The organism is Acidaminococcus sp. AM05-11, assembly GCF_003472805.1.
In the GTDB taxonomy this organism is placed as follows: Bacteria; Bacillota; Negativicutes; order Acidaminococcales; family Acidaminococcaceae; genus Acidaminococcus; species Acidaminococcus hominis.
Window position 1 is genome coordinate 108,483 of record NZ_QRMX01000004.1, and the last position, 16,640, is coordinate 125,122.

The following is a 16,640-nucleotide window of genomic DNA, read 5'->3' on the forward strand; positions in this document are numbered from 1 at the left end:
GGGGTTCACTGGAAAGCAGTACAGTATTGGGTAGATGAATATATAGGAAATGGTCCTGAGGTATTTAACAAAAGACAGGTTAAAAGTTATTCTGCTGATCTTAAGATCCAATGCGTAGAGGAATATCTTAAGGGCGAAACGACTATGTCCCAGCTGGTACAAAAATACGGATTAAAAAGTTCTCGTCAAATCAGAGACTGGTTAAAGAAGTATAATAGTCATGAGGAACTAAAAAGTTCGGGTACTGGAGGTGCCAAGATCATGACTAAAGCTAGACAAACGACCTTTGACGAGCGCGTTGAAATCGTAAAATACTGCATTGAAAACGGGAATGCTTACCATGAAACCGCTGAAAAGTTTAAGGTTTCCTACCAGCAAGTCAGAAATTACGTCTTAAAATATAATAAGTACAATACCGAAGGACTCATAGATGGGCGCGGACACAGGAAGCCAGTAGAAGTCCCTGAAGAAGCCCCTACAGAATATGAGTGTATGAAAGCTGAACTCAAACTGGCTAATGCAAAACTCAAAGCCAAGGATATGGAGATTGATTTCCTAAAAAAACTCGATATTGTGGAAAGGAGGCGGGATTCACACAAATAAGATATGGAGCCATTTATGAAGCCATTAAAGAACTGCACGCTGAAAAGAATTACCCTATTCTTGGCCTGTGCAAATTGGGAAAAGTGTCCCGGGCCGGCTACTACAAATGGCTTCATAGAGAGCCTTCAGCACGCGAAATTGACGACAAGGAAATTGCTAAAAGAATAGAAGAGATATACAAGGCTGACCCAGCTAAAGGGTACAGACGAATAGCTGATGACTTACGAGCCCCAAATAAGAAGATCTATCCTGACACGAAACCAATAGCAATTGGTGACGGTCGCGTTCTTCATCTTTGTCGAGTGATAAATATAAAGTCTACGATTAAATATGCCCCTAAGGGCTGCACCCAGCGTGCAATAGATCCTGCATACATTGCAGAAAATATCTTGAATAGGGAATTTAAAGCCGATGCCCCTAACCAGAAATGGTGTACTGACGTCTCAGAATTTCACTACTATGAGGGGGTAGTTGTGCATAAGGTATATCTGAGCGCGATTATTGACCTGTATGACAGACGAATTGTTTCCTATGTGATAAGCAACCGGAACGATAAAAATTTGGTATTCAATACCTTCAATAAGGCATTGTTGAAAAACCCTGGCGCGCATCCCCTGTTTCACTCTGACCGGGGATTCCAATACACCTGCAGGGATTTCCGCAAGATGATTCTAGATGCTGGTATGACGCAGAGTATGTCACGGATAGGAAAATGCATTGATAATGGCCCGATGGAAGGCTTCTGGGGCATGCTGAAAAGAGAACGGTACTATACTCGTGACTTCGACAGCCGTAAAGCTTTGGTAACGATGATTAATAACTACATGGAGTATTACAACAGTGGCCGTTTGCAGCGGAATTTGGGCCGTTTGACCCCTATGCAAAAACATAATAGCTACCAAATGGCGGCGTAGAGGTTTATATTAATTATTAGGAACTGTCTACTTGACGGGGAGCACACCAAGCGTGAAGGAGGTGGGGACCGAAGGGCCTCGGAGGAAGTTTCATTTTTTCGCAGCCCCTTTTTTGATTTGGCTATACGTTTCATTCATACATGTTAAATCATGCATAAAAGAGATAATTTGATGTAAGAAATTGTTTGCAGGAAGTTCAAAAAGTTGCATATAAAAAGGTCTTAAACGGTGACAATGTAAGGAGATTTCACAATTTCGGAACAGAAAAACCGGGATTTGGCCAAGAAAAATCCGAACGTCTCAGACGATTCATGAATAAAATAGATTAAATGATGAAGTATTAATATTGGTAATTTGTAGAACTCATCGATATAATGTTCTTGTAAGGGACAGAGAATTAGATGGATTCATTAAATTCATAATTTCCAGACAATAATCTGTTTCATCATTCGGAGTGCCGCAGGGGAAAGCGGCAACACAAAAATTGCATAAGGAGAAGTGGAGAACAAGAGGATTTTGATAGAGAGAATTTTCAGACTATTATAAATAGACTTTCTAGGAGGTAATGTAATGAAACGGAAGGTTTCTCTCGCGTATTTGACCATTCCTGGCGTGGAGGCTGTGGACCAGATTCAGATTGCTGCCGAAGCAGGCTATGACTTTGTCAGCCTGCGGACCATCCCCATGCATCAGCCCGGTGAACCGGCCAATGAATTGGAAAAGGATCCTGCCCTGTTCAAGAAAATCCAGGAAACCTTAAAGGCTTACAACCTGAAGCCTCTGGATATTGAACTGGTACGCGTGAAGGAAGATTTGCCCAAGGATTACCGGGGCGCTTTTGAAAAGGCCGCACAGCTGGGCGCCACCCAGGTACTGTGCAGCGTTTGGACGGAAGACAGAAACTTCGCCATCGATACGCTGGGCAGCTACTGTGAACAGGCCAAGGAATTCGGCCTGCAGATGGATTTGGAATTTCCGGCAATTTCCGGCCTGCGGAGCCTGAAAGATGTCATCGCCGTACAGGATGCCATCAAGGCCCCCAACCTGAAGCTGCTGATGGATATCCTGTATGTGTACTGGGATAACGAAACCCCGGAACTGATCAAGAATACGGATCCTTCCCGATTTGGTTTGATTCATATGTGCGACTGCCCCAAGGATTACCTGTCCTACGAAAAAGTCGTCATCATGCGGGAAAAGAGAGAGTACCCGGGCCTGGGAGCTGCTCCCATTGCCCAGTACCTGGAAGCTTTCCCGGCGGAGCTGCCCTGCTCCATTGAGCTTCCCAACAAGGAATACATTGAGAAATACGGTGCTCTGGGCCATGCGAAAAACTGCCTGGAAAACCTGAAAAAATTATTTTAAAAATTACTTTTGAGGCTAAAGAAAGAAGGGAATGAAATGAACGTTGATATCAACACGAAATTCATTACGCTGTTAGGCGATCCTTTGGCACAATCCTTTGCCGCCAGAATGCAGAACAAAGCGTATGAAGCAGCCGGCATGAACATGGTGTATTTCTACACGGTGACCGGCAACGAACACCTGGGTGAAATCGTCAATGCCCTGCGCTATATGCCCTTTGCTGGGTTTGCCGTAACGAAACCCAACAAGATCAAGGTGCTGGAGTATCTGGATGAACTGGATCCCCTGTGCCAGAAGATGGGCTCCTGCAACACGGTTGTGAAGGAAGGCACCAAACTTATCGGCCACAACACCGACGGCGTTGGTTTCTACACTGCCATCATGGAAGCCGGCGTAAAGGTTGACCAAAACGTATTCTTCTGTTTCGGCGGCGGCGGTGCCGGCCGGGCTATGTGCTCCATCCTGGCTTACCACGGCGCCCGGAAGATTTACATCACCGACCTGTTTGAAGACTGCGCCCGGTCCCTGGTAGATGACATCAACAAGAACTTCTCCACCATCGCCGAATTCGTTCCCCATGGTGATTTCTCCAAACTTGCAGCCTGCGATATTATCCTGAACGCCAGCGGCGTTGGTATGGGTCACAGCATTGGTGAAACCCCCATGCCCAAGGAATACATCAACAAAGGCCAAATCTTCTTCGATGCCTGCTACAACCCGGACAAGACCCAGTTCCTGCTGAACGCCGAAGAAGCTGGCTGCCAGATCATGAATGGCCTGATGATGTCCCTGTACCAGGGTACGGCCCAAATTGAACTGTGGACCGGCAAAAAGGCTCCTGTTGACGTAATGCGCAACGAACTCTTGACCATCCTGGCAGAACAGAATCAGAAATGATGCTTCTGCTCCTACACCAACCAAAGGAGGCTTATTAGAATGAAATTGCTTGATTGGCTGAATAAACATTTGGAAGAATCATTCATGGTCGTCATGCTGGTTCTCATTGCCTGCGTCAGCATGCTGCAGGTTATCGTTAGAAAGATTCCGGGGATGAGTTCCCTGACCTGGGCCGAGGAATTTTGCCGGTTCATGTGGATCTGGAGCGTATTCATCTCCCTGCCCTATACCATCCTCAATGAGAATATGCTGCGGGTGGGCGTTTTGAAAGATATGCTGCCGGACAAGGTAAAGAAAGTGGTCAACATTGTAGTAGACGTTGTTACCATGGCCTGCATGTTCTACCTGGGCTACTATTCCATCGAAGTGTATGACAACATCGCCAGAAGTCATGAAATTTCTCCGGCAATGCAATGGCCTATGTCTTTTGTATATTTCTTCATGATTATCGGCTTCTTCCTGGGTGGTGTGCGCGGTATCCAAGTCATCGTCCGTCATATTCAGCACTTCGGTGACAGAGAACTGACCACCATTGAACAAACCATGGCAGACGCCAAGAAAGAAACTGAACTGGCACAGGAAGGAGATGTGAAGTAATGGCTGCAGTACTTGTATTTGCGGTATTCCTGATTGGGATTGCAGTTTCCATTCCTATCGGGGTCAGCATGATCCTGGGCTCCGTTGCCCCTATTGAATTGATGCATAAAGGCGGCTCTATTGTACAGCTGCTGAACAACACCTTCTCCGGCGCCAACTCCACCCCTATCCTGGCTGTTCCCCTGTTCATCCTGGGCGGCGTTATCATGGCTAAGGGCGGTATTTCCCGGAAACTGTTCAACTTCTTCGCTTACTTTGCCGGCCGGTTTACCGGCGGCCTGCCCTGCGCAGTAATCCTGACCTGCCTGTTCTACGGTGCCATCTCCGGTTCCGGTCCTGCTACCACCGCCGCTGTAGGCGCTATGTGCGTACCGTTCCTGACGGACCTGGGCTATGACAAAACCTGGAGCGCTGGCCTGATTGCTGTTGCCGGCGGCTTGGGCGTAATCATCCCGCCTTCCATTCCTTTCGTACTGTACTCCCTGGCAACGGGCGTATCCACTGGTGACCTGTTCCTGGGCGGTGTATTCCCCGGCATCCTGATTGGTGTTGCCCTGATGGTTTATGCTGTGTACTACTGTGTGAAAAAAGGCGAAGACAAAGACAAGATCAAAGAAAGAATGAGCGAATTGTCTTCCCGGGGTCTGGTTAACCTGTTCAAAGACAGCTTCTGGGCTCTGCTGTGCCCTGTAATCGTACTGGGCGGTATCTACACCGGCTTCACCACTCCTACCGAGGCTGCTACCGTATCCGTATTCTACGCCATCCTGGTTTCCCTGTTCATCTACAAATCCATGAAGTTCAGCGAATTGCTGCCCATGCTGTGTGAATCCGTTAAGACCTACGGCGGCCTGGCCTTCGTACTGGCCTTTGCTACCGCCTTCGGCCGCGTACTGTCCCTGACCCGCGCCACCAAAGTGGTGGAAAGCTTCATCCTGGGCAACTTCACTTCCGCCTTCTCCGTACTGACCGTACTGACCATCATCTTCTTCCTGCTGGGTATGGTTATGGATACCGGCCCGGCCATCATCATCCTGGCTCCCATCCTGCTGCCTGCCTGCGTAAAACTGGGTGTAGATCCGGTTCACCTGGGCGTAGTACTGGTATGCTGCCTGTCCATCGGCCTGGCAACGCCTCCCTTTGGGTTGGACTTGTTCGTAGCCGGGAACATAGCGGAGAAACAGCCAATGGATGTAGCCAAGAAGGCTTTCCCTTTCATTGTTTCCTTCACCATTGCCCTGTTCATGATTGTGTATATCCCCTGGCTGTCCACCTATCTGCCGGGACTGCTGAAATAAACCTGGTGTTTTCGGGCAGGACCTGCTTCTGCCCGAACCTATAGATTCATCATCTTAAGGAGGTATTCGTATGAAAAAATCCATGAGAAAGCTCGCAAGTGCAGTATTGGCCGGTTTGATGGTAGCTTCCCTGACCGCCTGCGGCGGCGGTGACGACGCCAAGAAAGACACCAAATCCGCCGGCAAGGGTGACTTTGCCAATTTGAAGGAAGTGGAACTGATTGGTGCCGATACGTCTGCTAAAGACGCCATCGGCCAAAAATTCGGCGAAGCAGTTGCCAAGAACGTAGCTGATATCACCGGCGGCAAGCTGAAAATCGACTACCATCCCAATGGGGAACTGGGCGACGACGAAGATCTGATCCGGCAGCTGAAATCCAACGATATTCAAATCGTGGTTTGCCAGATGGCTCCTTTGACCGCTGTAATTCCGGAAACCGCTGTATTCGACCTGCCCATGTCCTTTGCTAAATATAAAGGCGATGCCATTGACAAGGTCCTGAACGGCAATGGGGAATTCAACAAGAAACTGTCCGCTGCCTATGATAAGGCCGGCCTGCATTACCTGGGCATCCTGCAAAATGGTACCTTCCGTCTGACCACGGCCAACCGGGATCTGAAGACTGTGGACGACTACAAAGGCCTGAAGATTCGTACCATGAGCAACAAGAACCACATGGACTTCTGGTCCGCCCTGGGTGCTAACCCCACTCCTTTGGCTTTCTCTGAACTGTACTTTGCTCTGCAGAGCGGTACCGTAGATGCTGAAGAAAACGCCAGCGATACCATCGTAAACTCCAACTTCAACGAAGTACAAAAGTACTTGGCTGATACCAACCATATCCTGTACGCCAACCAAATGGCCATCAACAAGAAAGCCTATGACAGCCTGGATCCTGCCTACCAGAAAGCCCTGAACCAAGCTGTTAAACAAGCCATGGATGAACTGCGTCCGATCCTGGAAAAGGTTGACAAGGACAACAAGGACATCCTGAAGAAGAGAGGCATGACCGAGATTACCTATGATAAGTCCTTCTTCGATCAGGTTCTGAACAACGAAGGCGTAAAAGCCCTGTACAAGAAAATCGACGACCAAATCGGCAGCCTGGGCACTACGCTGATGAAAGAACTGGATGCTGCCAGCAAATAAGTTGGGTTTGTAAGTCAGTAAGAATGAATACTCGTTTCCTTCCCTCTTCTATTTCGGGTACAATAGAACCAGACGTACTATGAAGCAATGTGGAAGGAAGAGGGGGAAACGCTTATGCAGCTGCAATGGTTGTACTATTTCGTAACAATCGCAGAACTGGAACACTACACCAGGGCTGCAGAAAAACTAAAGATTAGCCAATCCAACCTGAGCCATGCCATCAAAAGCATGGAACGGGAACTGGGCGCGGAACTGTTTGAACGGCAGGGACGGAATGTAAAACTCAACAAGTATGGCAAGCTGTTCCTGCCCTACGCCCAGAAATCTTTGAATACCCTGGAAGCAGGGGAAAACGCTCTCAAAGAATACATCGATCCCAACTCCGGGACCATCATCATTGGCGGTTTCTATTCTATCGAAGCTTTTACCACGGATCTGATGATCCGCTACCACAGTGAAACCAACCGCCTGGGCGTACAATTCCAGTATTCCTCGGAAGGCTGGTTCAATCTACAAAAGCATCTATTGGATGGATCCATGGATCTGATCCTATGTACCAAGGTGAATTCGCCCCGGGTCGGGTCGTACTATATCGGCTCCCATCCCCTGGTGGCGTTGGTATCCGAACAGCATCGGTTTGCCCAGCGGTCCAGCCTGAAGCTGGAAGACTTCCAAGGAGAGAACTTCATTTCCTTTGACTCCTCCGGGCAGATCAGCAGCAGAATGAAGGAAATTTTTGAGCAGAAACACCTGCACGTGAATATTGTCACAGAAACTCCCAACGACGTAATCATCTACGGCCTGGTGGCAGCGGGGCACGGCATTGCCGTGGTTCCCTATCCTTTAAGCGGAGCGCCCTACGGCACCAAGGTGATTCCCATTGCCGACGAGGCCATGACGGACCGTCCCCTGTACCTGCAATGGAACAAGGACCGGTACATTCCCCCGGCAGCGGAGTTTTTCAAGAACTATATCATGCGCAGCGGCGACGTATTAAACCAATATTTCGTTCGTCACGGCATCAGCTTTACCGCTGATGCAGACCAGATGAACAATCGGGAGGACCCTACATTATGACCAAGAAATTGATTGCAGATTTGATGGTTGACTATTTGGAAAGACGGGATGTGAAATACGTATTCGGTCTGTGCGGCCATACGGTTATCGCCATGCTGGATGCCCTGTCCCGCAGCAAGAAAGTAAAATACATTTCCAACCGGCACGAATCGGTGGCTTCCACCGCAGCTGACGGCTACGCCCGGGTAACCCATAAGGCTTCCGTCTGCATGTGCCACCTTGGACCTGGGCTGACCAACGTCCTGACCGGCGTGGCCAACGCTGCTTTTGACTCCATTCCTATGGTTGTTATCGCCGGCGATGTGCCCAGCTACTACTTCGGCAAACATCCCCATCAGGAAGTCAATATGCACGAAGATGGCAGCCAGTACAAGATTCTGGAACCGGTAGTCAAGAGAGCTTGGCGGGTGGACGATCCTGAATCCATGGCTGACATTATGGACAAGGCCTTCCGTCTGGCAGAATCCGGCCGTCCTGGCCCTGTACTGATTGACGTTCCCATGAACATCTTCTCCGAAAAAGTAGAAGATTACCTGTGGGATCGGACCTACAAAGACAGCCACGTGACCATGAAACCGGCCCTGGATCCGGCTGCTGCCAAAGCCATTGCTGAAAAACTGGTAAAAGCAGAACATCCTGTAATGCATGCCGGCGGCGGTATCCTTTTGGCCCAAGCTTCCGATGAGCTGGCTGAACTGGCCGAATTGCTGGATATCCCCGTTTCCCGTACCCTGATGGGCCAAGGCTGCATCAGCGACAACCATCCTCTGATGATTGGCCAGACTGGTTTCTGGGGCATGGAATTCACCCATTCCCTGACCACCCAGGCTGACGTTATCCTGGGCCTGGGCACCCGCTTTGCCGAAGCTGACAGCTCCAGCTGGTACAAGGGCGTAACCTTTGATCCGGAAAAGACCGAATTCCTGCAAATCGATATCGATCCTACCGAAATCGGCCGTAACTATCCTGTAGCCATTGGCGCCGTAGGCGACCTGAAACTGGGCCTGCAGCAGATCATTGACGAAGTAAAGAAAATCTGCCCCGAAGGCAAGAGCCATCCCGAACTGCGGAAAGCCATTGCTGAAGCCAAGGCAGAATTCAAGAAGAGCAACGAAGCCATTTCCAACGATAGCCGTTTCCCCATGACCCCGCAGCGGATCCTGAAGGACGTAAAGGCCGTTGTTCCCGAAGATGCACATATCTTCACCGATGTGGGCTGGAACAAGAATGGTGTAGCACAGCAATATGATATTACCGTTCCCGGCAGCATCCATCACTCCTCCGGTCTGGCTACCATGGGCTTTGGTGCTTCCGCTGTACTGGGCGGCAAACTGGGTGCTCCTGACAAGGTCTGCATCACCCTGACCGGTGACGGCGGCTTCGGCGTGAACCCCACCTGCCTGGCTACCGCTGTGGAACAAGATATCCCTGTAACCTGGGTAGTAATGAACAACTCTGCTTTCGGTACCATTGCTGGTCTGGAAAATGCCAACTACGGCACCAAGTTTGGTACGGTATTCAAGACTCCGGACGGCGAAAGCTACAGCCCCAGCTGGGCTGGCGTAGCCAAAGCCTATGGCGTGGAATCTATCTGCGTACACAGCGCTGAAGAATTCAAACCGGCCATGGAAGCTGCCATGAAAGCCAACGCTGAAGGCAGACCCTTCCTGGTAGAAGCTCCTATGGAAAACATTGTAGTTCCTACTCCTGGCTGCTGGAACATCAATGATATCTATAGCCCCAACAAGCTGGTTGAAGACGGCAAACTGGTGAAAGACGAAAACGGTGAGTTTGTAGCTCCCAACCACGCAAAGTCCCACAAAGCAAAATAATATGATAAAGGCAAATACCCTGTTCCGTTTTCAACTAGAACAGGGTATTTGTGAATGGAGAGAAGTAAAGAACCATCAACTGTACAGAAAGAAGGGTTTCCTATGGAAAAAATGACCACGAAACTGCGTCGTCTGTTGAAGGAAAAAGATTATCTGGTAGCCCCCTGCGCCTACGATGCTTTAAGCGCCCGGGCCATTGAAGTGGCCGGCTTTGATGTGTGCGGCACCACCGGCTACGGCATGCACGGCGTCGTCCTGGCTCAGCCGGACAGCGGCCTGCTGGCACTGAATGAATCCGTGGATATCTTGAGCAAAATGGCTGATGCCGTCAATATCCCCATTATCTGCGATGCAGAAGGCGGCTACGGCAATGCCCTGAACGTAGTACGTACCGTCAAGGAATATGAAAAGACCGGGGTTGCCGGCTTCTTTATTGAAGACCAGCAGCAGCCGCCCAACTGCCCCTTTATCAGCGATACCCAGCTGATCAGCACCAACGAAATGGTGGGCAAGATTGAGGCTGCGGTAGAAACCCGGAAAGACCCGGATCTGCTGATCATTGCCAGAACCGATGCTCCCTACGAAGAAGCTGTAGAACGGGCCAACGCCTATCTGGACGCCGGCGCTGACATGGTCAAGATTCTGCCGAAATCCCGGGAAGAACTGATTGCCCTGCCGGAAAAGGTCCATGGTCCCATCCATCTGGGCTTCTTCCCCAACCAGGATTTCTTCAAGGGCTTCAGCAGTGAAGACTGCGGCAAGAAACTGGGCTACAAGATCATTACCTTCCCCTTCAGCGTCCTGTTTGCTCAGGTGGCAGCTGAACTGCGGGTACTGGAATATATCAAACAGCATGGCAGCGATGCTGGCTATGATGGCGACATGATCGACTTCAATACCTACATCAAACTGGTGCACGTAGATGAACTGCGGGAATTGGGCGCCAAATATTTGAAGGAATAGACCACCAGGAGGACGAATAGCATTATGGGATTAAACGTAGTCAAAAAAGTACGTATCTGTGAAGTAGGTCTGCGGGATGGCCTGCAAAATGAAAAGACCCTGCTCACCACCGAGCAGAAGCTGGATTTGCTGCAAAAATTGACGGACGCCGGATTCCCGGTGATTGAAGTGGGCAGCTTTGTCAGCCCCAAGGCCGTACCCCAGGTAGCCAATACCGACGAAGTGTTCCAGAACTTCAAGCAAAAAGAAGGAGTGGAATACCGGGCCCTCATTGCCAACCTGAGAGGCGTGGAACGGGCCATTGCCTGCGGCTGCAAAAAGGTGAAATTGAATGTTTCCGCTTCTGTGGCCCACAACCTGGCCAATCTGAACTGCACTCCGGCTGAAAGCGTTGCCCGCTTTGCCGCCTGCGTAGAACGGGCCAAGGAAGCCGGCATCGGCATTTCCGGTTCCATTTCCATGGCCTTTGGTTCTCCCTGGGATAAGGAAATCCCCGTTTCTACCGTGAAAGAAATCGTAGAAGCTTACATGGGTGTGGGCATTACGGAAATCAGCCTGTCCGATGCTTCCGGCATGGCCTTCCCTTCCCAGGTGTACGATATGGGTACGGAAATGAAGAAATCCTATCCGGAGGTTTCCTGGTGGATGCACTTCCATAACACCCGGGGCCTGGGTATGAGCAACATCCTGGCTGCTATGGAAGCAGGCTTTGACCAGTTTGATTCCAGCTTTGCCGGTGTAGGGGGCTGCCCCTTCGTTCCCGGTGCTGCCGGCAACGTAGCCACTGAAGATGTAGTGCATATGCTGGATGAAATGAAAGTGGATACCGGCATTGACCTGGATAAGGTTATGGCTATCAGCCGGGACGTGGTGAAAATGGTGGGCCATGAAACCGACAGCTATTTGCTGCGTGCCGGAAAAGCCAGCGACCTGATTCTGGATATTCCTAAAAAACAAGCTAAGAATCATACCTTAACTGATAAAAAATAAGAAGAAAATAAAAAGCTGTTTCTGTTCCTAAGAGAACGGGAATGGGCGATGCGGAGGCCATGCCATGAACAGTGTACAGATCCTAACCGTTATTTTTGATATTTTCTGCCCCCTGGCCACAGGGTATATCCTGCGGAAGAAAGGGTGGATGTCTCAGAAAGCGTGCAATGCTCTGATGCTGTTTAACGTAGTGGCGCTGATCACGGTGATGAACCTGATGAGCTTCTGGATCCTGCCCATTTCCCGTTCTTTCATTTTGCTGCCTATTTTAAGCGTGGTGATGGCCCTACTCTCCGTAGGGCTTGCCGTGTTTGTTTTTGGGCGGTCACTTTCTGACCCCTTGGAAAAGGGGTCTTTTGCTGTCTCCGCCATGCTGTCCAATATTGGAACCCTGGGGGGTATCTGCGCTTTCATTGCCTACGGGGAAATCAGCTTTGCCTATGTGCAGCTGTTTGCCGTGCCCCAGAATGTGCTGATGGTGATTCTGGCCTTCCCTTTGGCCCAGTATTATTACGCAAAAAAATTGGAGTCCGCAGCGGGACTCCATTGGGAGATCAGCATCAAAGATATGTTCTTTACGAAAAAGCAGCTGGGGGTACTGGGGATGCTCATTGGTCTGGGCCTGCAGCTGGCAGGGGTGGAACGGCCGCCGGTGGTGGCCAATTTCTTCCACTATCTGGTGCACATCCAGGCTTGGATCGCCTTTACCCCGGTGGGCTACACCATTGATTTCAGCAAGGCCTCCAGGTACTACAAGAAGGTGCTGAGCATCCTGCCCCTGCGTTTTCTTATTGTGCCCCTGGTGGTGTACCTGATTGCCCGGCCCTTTATTCATGACCAGCGGCTGCTGGGTACCATCCTCATTGCAGCGGCTACTCCCACCGCCATCAACTCGGTAATCACCGCCCAGCTGTTTGGGCTGGACGTGGACCTGTCGGTGGCTTCATTTCTGGAGACGACAGTGGTTTACGTGCTGGTGGCGTTTCCGCTGTTCTACCTGTACATCAGTTACGGCGGGCAGCTATAATCATTCGGTACCGCCCTGGAAACCGTAGTTTTCCAGGATAAAGTCCCGGGCCAGGGTGGTAGCCGGGGTAAGGGGACGGGTATTGTTCCACACCAGGTATACGTTCCGGATAAAGTCCGTGTCCTGCTCCGCAATGGGCAGGGCAACCACCCGGGCGGTTTTGATGCCAGGAATTTCCGGCAGGATGCCCAGGCCGAATTTCAGGTCGATGTACTGAAGGGCTGCGTTGCACTCCTGAACCTCAAAGACAATCTTGGGAACAATCTGGTGCCGGCTGTAGGCCCGGTCCAGCTGGTCCCGCAGGTTGCTGCCCTTATCCAGGCTGATGATGGGCTCCTTGGCAAAATCCTCAAAGGTTACGTAGGACCGTTTGGCCAGGGGATGTTCTAAGGGAACCACCAGGTACAGGGGCTGTTTTAAAATCAGCTGGGAATCCACCCCCGGCCCCCGGTGGGTGGAGAAGCCCAGATCCAGTTTCCCTTCCTTGACCTGGGAATAGATCTGGTAGGATGTACCTTCTGAAAATTGAAAATGCGTCTGCCGGTGGGACAGGTCCTGGTAAAAGGACTCCATCATGGAAGGAATCAGGGAGGAGGAAATGGAATGGAAGTAGCCCAAACGGACCACGTATTCCGCTTCCCCCTTCATTTCTTTTAGGGTGGTTTTTCCCTGGTCCAGGGACTGGAGGGCCTTCTGCACATAGGGCAGGAAGCGCTGGCCGTAGGGGGTCAGGGTAATATGACGCTTTTCCCGGACAAAAAGCTGAACGTCCAGTTCCTTTTCCAGTTCATTGATGGCGTAGGAAAGGCTGGGCTGGGAAATATGGAGCTCTTGGGCTGCGCGGGTATAGTGAAGTACCCGGGCCAGGGTGTCAAAGTAAAGCAATTGCAGTAATGTCATGGGATACCTCCTGTGATACTTCTTCATTGTATCATGGGAAAGGAAAAAATTATAGAAGCTTTCTATGGAAAAATAACAGTGTTTTCTATCAATCGGGCCGCTTGCCGGCCCCAAAGGGAGATGGAAGTATGGAAAAAGAATTGCAGCCTGTGGTCATTGGCACCGTAGGAGCGGGGTATGCTGCCCGGCTTCACGGCAATGGATATAAAAAGTCCGGGGGCGTACCCTTCCGGCTAAAGACCATCTGTGATACTGTGCCGGAGCTGGCCCTAAAGGTCCAGGCAGAATTTGGCTACGAACAGGTGGAAACTTCCTACGAAAAAATGCTGGAGGATCCGGAAATCACTGTGGTGGATATTGTAACGTCGCCTCTGCTGCACATTCCCATGGCCATTCAGGCCATTCAGGCCGGCAAGCACGTCATCTGCGAAAAGCCCCTGACCGGGTATTTTGGCAAGCCTGGGGAAGAACGGGTGGGGGATACCCCCAAACAGGTCATGTATGAGCAGGTGCTGGCCGATATGGAGAAACTGGGGCAGGTGCTCCGGCAGTCGGACCGGAAGTTCATGTATGCCGAAAACTTCCTCTATGCTCCGGCTGTCCGGAAGGCCGCAGAGGTGGTCCGGGCCAAAAAGTCCAAGATCCTCTTTATGAAAGGGGAGGAAAGCCTGAGCGGCTCCAGCTCCGTCTTGTCCAGCCAGTGGAGCAAGGTGGGCGGCGGCACCCTGATCCGTACCGGTACCCATCCTTTAAGCGGCATGCTGTGGCTGAAGCAGCAGGAAGCGGCCGCCCGGGGCGAAACCATTACGGTCCAAAGCGTTTCTGCCGATGTGGGCCAAACCACCCGCTGCCTGAATGCCTATGAGCACCGGCACATCCGGGCCAATCCCCTGGACGTGGAGGATTACGCCGCTGTAACGGTGACCTTCTCCGATGGCACCAAATGCCTGACCATTGCTAGCGATACGGTGCTGGGGGGCACCAAGAACTATATTGAGGTTTACGCCAACGATGCGGCCCTCGTCTGCAACCTGACGCCAACGGATCTGATGAATACGTATTTCCTGGACCAGGATGGGATGCAGGACGTGTACATCAGCGAAATGCTGCCCCAGGCCATTGGCTGGAACAAGGCCTTTGTCAGCGATGAAGTGATCCGGGGCTACGCCGATGAGCTGACCCGATTCCTGAAAGCCGTAGCCTATAATTGGGATACGTCGGAAGATTTTGCCGTAGCCCGTGAAACTATGAAAGTAATCTATGCTGCGTATCTATCGGCAGAATCAGGGAAAAGAGTGGATTTATAGATTGTATCTATAAATAAAACTATAGAAAGACTCTATCATAAAGCAATAAATCTTGTATTAGATTAATCAGTCAATTCAAAGTATAATGAAGTCAACGAAACGGAATAGTTAGAAGATTCCGTGTGAAGAATGCAAAGGAGAGATAATAATGGCAAGAGAAGTAACTCCCGAAGAAATTGCTGTCTGTGAAGAGAAAATTGCTCGTGCTCATGCAGCACAAAAAATTCTGGAAACCTATGATCAAAAACGTATTGATAGACTGTGCCAAGCTGTAGCAGCCGCTGTATGCGACCTGAAGGTTTGGGGCAAGATCTGCGACGAAGCCGTTGACGAAACCCGTCTGGGCGACAAAGTCTCCAAGAGAAACAAGAGAAACAAAATCAAATTGATCCTGAGAGATTGCCTGCGCAACCCCAGCATCGGTGTAGTAGAAACCATTCCTGAAAAAGGCATTGTGAAATATGCAAAACCCGTTGGCGTAATCGTTTCCCTGGTTCCGACCACCAACCCCTGCCTGACTCCTGCTGGCCAGATTCTGTTTGCTATCAAATGCAGAGACACTGTTGTCTTCTCTCCGCATCCCAGAGCTAAGAACATCACCAACAAGACCATCAACCTGATCCGTGACACCCTGGTTCGTGAAGGCGCTCCTGCCGACATCATCCAAGGCGTTGAAAAACCCAGCATTGCCCTGTCTTCCGAACTGATGAAACGGGCTGACCTGATCATCGCTACCGGCGGACGGCCCATGGTTAAGGCTGCTTACAGCCAGGGCGTTCCTGCCTATGGTTCTGGCGCCGGCAACGCTACCGTTATCATTGATAACACCTGCAACACTCCGGAACGTCAAAAAGAAGCTGCTGCCAACACCCGGATTTCCAAGACTTCCGACTTTGGTTCTGGCTGCTCCTGCGACGGCAACCTGGTTATTTCTGAAGAAGTTTACGATGGCTTCGTAAAAGCCCTGGTTGAAGAAGGCGCTTACCTGGCCAACGAAGAAGAAGCTGAAAAGATTAAAAAGGTTATGTGGGATGAAACCGGCCACCGTCTGCCTGACACCGTTGCCGTTAGCCCGCAAGCCCTGGCTGAAGCTGCTGGCTTCACCATCCCTGCTGACCGTAAATTCATCGCTGTAACTGGCGGCGGCATCGAACATATCGGCAAACAATTCTTCTTCTCCAGCGAAAAACTGACCACCCTGCTGACCCTGTTCAAATACAAAGGCGAATTCGAAAACGCTCTGGATATGATGAGAGCTATCTTCGAAGTAGGCGGCAAAGGCCACTCCTGCGGCATCTACTCCTTCGATGATGACCATATCGATCGTCTGGGCAAAGCAGCTCCTGTTTCCCGTATCATGGTTCGTCAACCTAACAACAGAGGCAACTCTGGTTCCGCTTGGAACGGCATGCCTCCGACCTCTTCCATGGGCTGCGGCACCTGGGGCGGCAACATTGTTTCCGAGAACATCTCCCTGAAACATTACATGAACACCACTTGGGTATCCCGTCCTCTGGAATACGATATGCCTTCCAACGAAGAACTGTTCGGTGACTTCTTCAAACCGGGCATGGACGAAGAATAATCCAGCTTGACCATTTTCTTGGCACCATTTGCGAATTACTCATATTGAATCCTCTTATAGATAAGAAGGATGTGCGGCTTTTCCCCTCTAATGGCCGCGCATCCTTCTTTCTTTACAGGAAAAGTTAACCTGTAA

At 50.5% G+C, this 16,640-nt stretch carries 15 protein-coding genes; 14 read left to right on the plus strand and 1 reads right to left on the minus strand.

What is annotated here, in order from left to right:
- From DW089_RS03710 to DW089_RS03765, 12 genes are all read left to right on the plus strand, one after another.
- Window positions 1–603: helix-turn-helix domain-containing protein (locus DW089_RS03710; RefSeq protein WP_199614554.1), on the plus strand; the 603-nt coding region annotated here is incomplete at its 5' end.
- Window positions 604–626: 23 nt separating this feature from the next.
- Window positions 627–1,517, plus strand: a complete 891-nt coding sequence (locus DW089_RS03715; protein WP_255419934.1) for an IS3 family transposase — start codon at window positions 627–629, stop codon at window positions 1,515–1,517.
- Window positions 1,518–2,087: 570 nt separating this feature from the next.
- Window positions 2,088–2,882 (plus strand): sugar phosphate isomerase/epimerase, encoded by a 795-nt coding sequence (locus DW089_RS03720; protein ID WP_118286802.1) that lies wholly within the window; start codon window positions 2,088–2,090, stop codon window positions 2,880–2,882.
- Window positions 2,883–2,918: 36 nt separating this feature from the next.
- On the plus strand, window positions 2,919–3,779 hold the full coding sequence (locus DW089_RS03725) for a shikimate dehydrogenase (RefSeq protein ID WP_118286803.1): 861 nt from the start codon (window positions 2,919–2,921) through the stop codon (window positions 3,777–3,779).
- 39 nt (window positions 3,780–3,818) lie between these two features.
- The gene (locus DW089_RS03730) at window positions 3,819–4,376 is read left to right on the plus strand and encodes a TRAP transporter small permease (protein WP_105326577.1); all 558 of its coding nucleotides are present in this window, start codon (window positions 3,819–3,821) and stop codon (window positions 4,374–4,376) included.
- Window positions 4,376–5,674 carry a TRAP transporter large permease gene (locus DW089_RS03735; protein ID WP_118286804.1) on the plus strand — a complete coding sequence of 433 codons (1,299 nt, stop codon included), beginning with the start codon at window positions 4,376–4,378 and terminating at the stop codon, window positions 5,672–5,674. Before DW089_RS03730 ends, DW089_RS03735 begins: the two co-directional genes overlap by 1 nt.
- 70 nt (window positions 5,675–5,744) lie before the next feature.
- Window positions 5,745–6,824 (plus strand): TRAP transporter substrate-binding protein, encoded by a 1,080-nt coding sequence (locus DW089_RS03740; RefSeq protein WP_118286805.1) that lies wholly within the window; start codon window positions 5,745–5,747, stop codon window positions 6,822–6,824.
- Between the two features lie 114 nt (window positions 6,825–6,938).
- Window positions 6,939–7,901 (plus strand): LysR family transcriptional regulator, encoded by a 963-nt coding sequence (locus tag DW089_RS03745; protein ID WP_105326574.1) that lies wholly within the window; start codon window positions 6,939–6,941, stop codon window positions 7,899–7,901.
- Complete coding sequence (locus tag DW089_RS03750) at window positions 7,898–9,733, plus strand: thiamine pyrophosphate-binding protein (protein ID WP_118286806.1); 1,836 nt, start codon at window positions 7,898–7,900, stop codon at window positions 9,731–9,733. Before DW089_RS03745 ends, DW089_RS03750 begins: the two co-directional genes overlap by 4 nt.
- 102 nt (window positions 9,734–9,835) lie before the next feature.
- Window positions 9,836–10,696: an oxaloacetate decarboxylase gene (locus DW089_RS03755; protein ID WP_105326572.1), complete on the plus strand. Its 861-nt coding sequence runs from the start codon at window positions 9,836–9,838 to the stop codon at window positions 10,694–10,696.
- 24 nt (window positions 10,697–10,720) lie between these two features.
- The gene (locus DW089_RS03760) at window positions 10,721–11,686 is read left to right on the plus strand and encodes a hydroxymethylglutaryl-CoA lyase (RefSeq protein ID WP_105326571.1); all 966 of its coding nucleotides are present in this window, start codon (window positions 10,721–10,723) and stop codon (window positions 11,684–11,686) included.
- 64 nt (window positions 11,687–11,750) lie between these two features.
- Complete coding sequence (locus tag DW089_RS03765) at window positions 11,751–12,713, plus strand: AEC family transporter (RefSeq protein WP_118286807.1); 963 nt, start codon at window positions 11,751–11,753, stop codon at window positions 12,711–12,713.
- On the opposite strand, the gene DW089_RS03770 is transcribed toward DW089_RS03765, so the two are convergent.
- Window positions 12,714–13,613, minus strand: coding sequence for a LysR family transcriptional regulator (locus DW089_RS03770; protein WP_118286808.1), 900 nt, complete (start codon window positions 13,611–13,613; stop codon window positions 12,714–12,716).
- Between the two features lie 128 nt (window positions 13,614–13,741).
- On the opposite strand from DW089_RS03770, the gene DW089_RS03775 reads away from it, so the two are divergent.
- Together DW089_RS03775 and DW089_RS03780 are read left to right on the plus strand one after the other, a co-directional pair.
- Window positions 13,742–14,920 (plus strand): Gfo/Idh/MocA family protein, encoded by a 1,179-nt coding sequence (locus DW089_RS03775; RefSeq protein ID WP_118286809.1) that lies wholly within the window; start codon window positions 13,742–13,744, stop codon window positions 14,918–14,920.
- Between the two features lie 148 nt (window positions 14,921–15,068).
- Entirely contained in the window at window positions 15,069–16,505 is a 1,437-nt protein-coding gene (locus tag DW089_RS03780; protein WP_105326567.1) for an aldehyde dehydrogenase family protein, read from the plus strand.
- Window positions 16,506–16,640 lie beyond the last annotated feature (135 nt).

Coding starts and splice junctions, on each gene's coding strand:
- DW089_RS03720 (WP_118286802.1), top strand. CDS start 2,088: ATGAAACGGAAGGTTTCTCTCGCGTATTTGACCATTCCTGGCGTGGAG.
- DW089_RS03725 (WP_118286803.1), top strand. CDS start 2,919: ATGAACGTTGATATCAACACGAAATTCATTACGCTGTTAGGCGATCCT.
- DW089_RS03730 (WP_105326577.1), top strand. CDS start 3,819: ATGAAATTGCTTGATTGGCTGAATAAACATTTGGAAGAATCATTCATG.
- DW089_RS03735 (WP_118286804.1), top strand. CDS start 4,376: ATGGCTGCAGTACTTGTATTTGCGGTATTCCTGATTGGGATTGCAGTT.
- DW089_RS03740 (WP_118286805.1), top strand. CDS start 5,745: ATGAAAAAATCCATGAGAAAGCTCGCAAGTGCAGTATTGGCCGGTTTG.
- DW089_RS03745 (WP_105326574.1), top strand. CDS start 6,939: ATGCAGCTGCAATGGTTGTACTATTTCGTAACAATCGCAGAACTGGAA.
- DW089_RS03750 (WP_118286806.1), top strand. CDS start 7,898: ATGACCAAGAAATTGATTGCAGATTTGATGGTTGACTATTTGGAAAGA.
- DW089_RS03755 (WP_105326572.1), top strand. CDS start 9,836: ATGGAAAAAATGACCACGAAACTGCGTCGTCTGTTGAAGGAAAAAGAT.
- DW089_RS03760 (WP_105326571.1), top strand. CDS start 10,721: ATGGGATTAAACGTAGTCAAAAAAGTACGTATCTGTGAAGTAGGTCTG.
- DW089_RS03765 (WP_118286807.1), top strand. CDS start 11,751: ATGAACAGTGTACAGATCCTAACCGTTATTTTTGATATTTTCTGCCCC.
- DW089_RS03770 (WP_118286808.1), bottom strand. CDS start 13,613: ATGACATTACTGCAATTGCTTTACTTTGACACCCTGGCCCGGGTACTT.
- DW089_RS03775 (WP_118286809.1), top strand. CDS start 13,742: ATGGAAAAAGAATTGCAGCCTGTGGTCATTGGCACCGTAGGAGCGGGG.
- DW089_RS03780 (WP_105326567.1), top strand. CDS start 15,069: ATGGCAAGAGAAGTAACTCCCGAAGAAATTGCTGTCTGTGAAGAGAAA.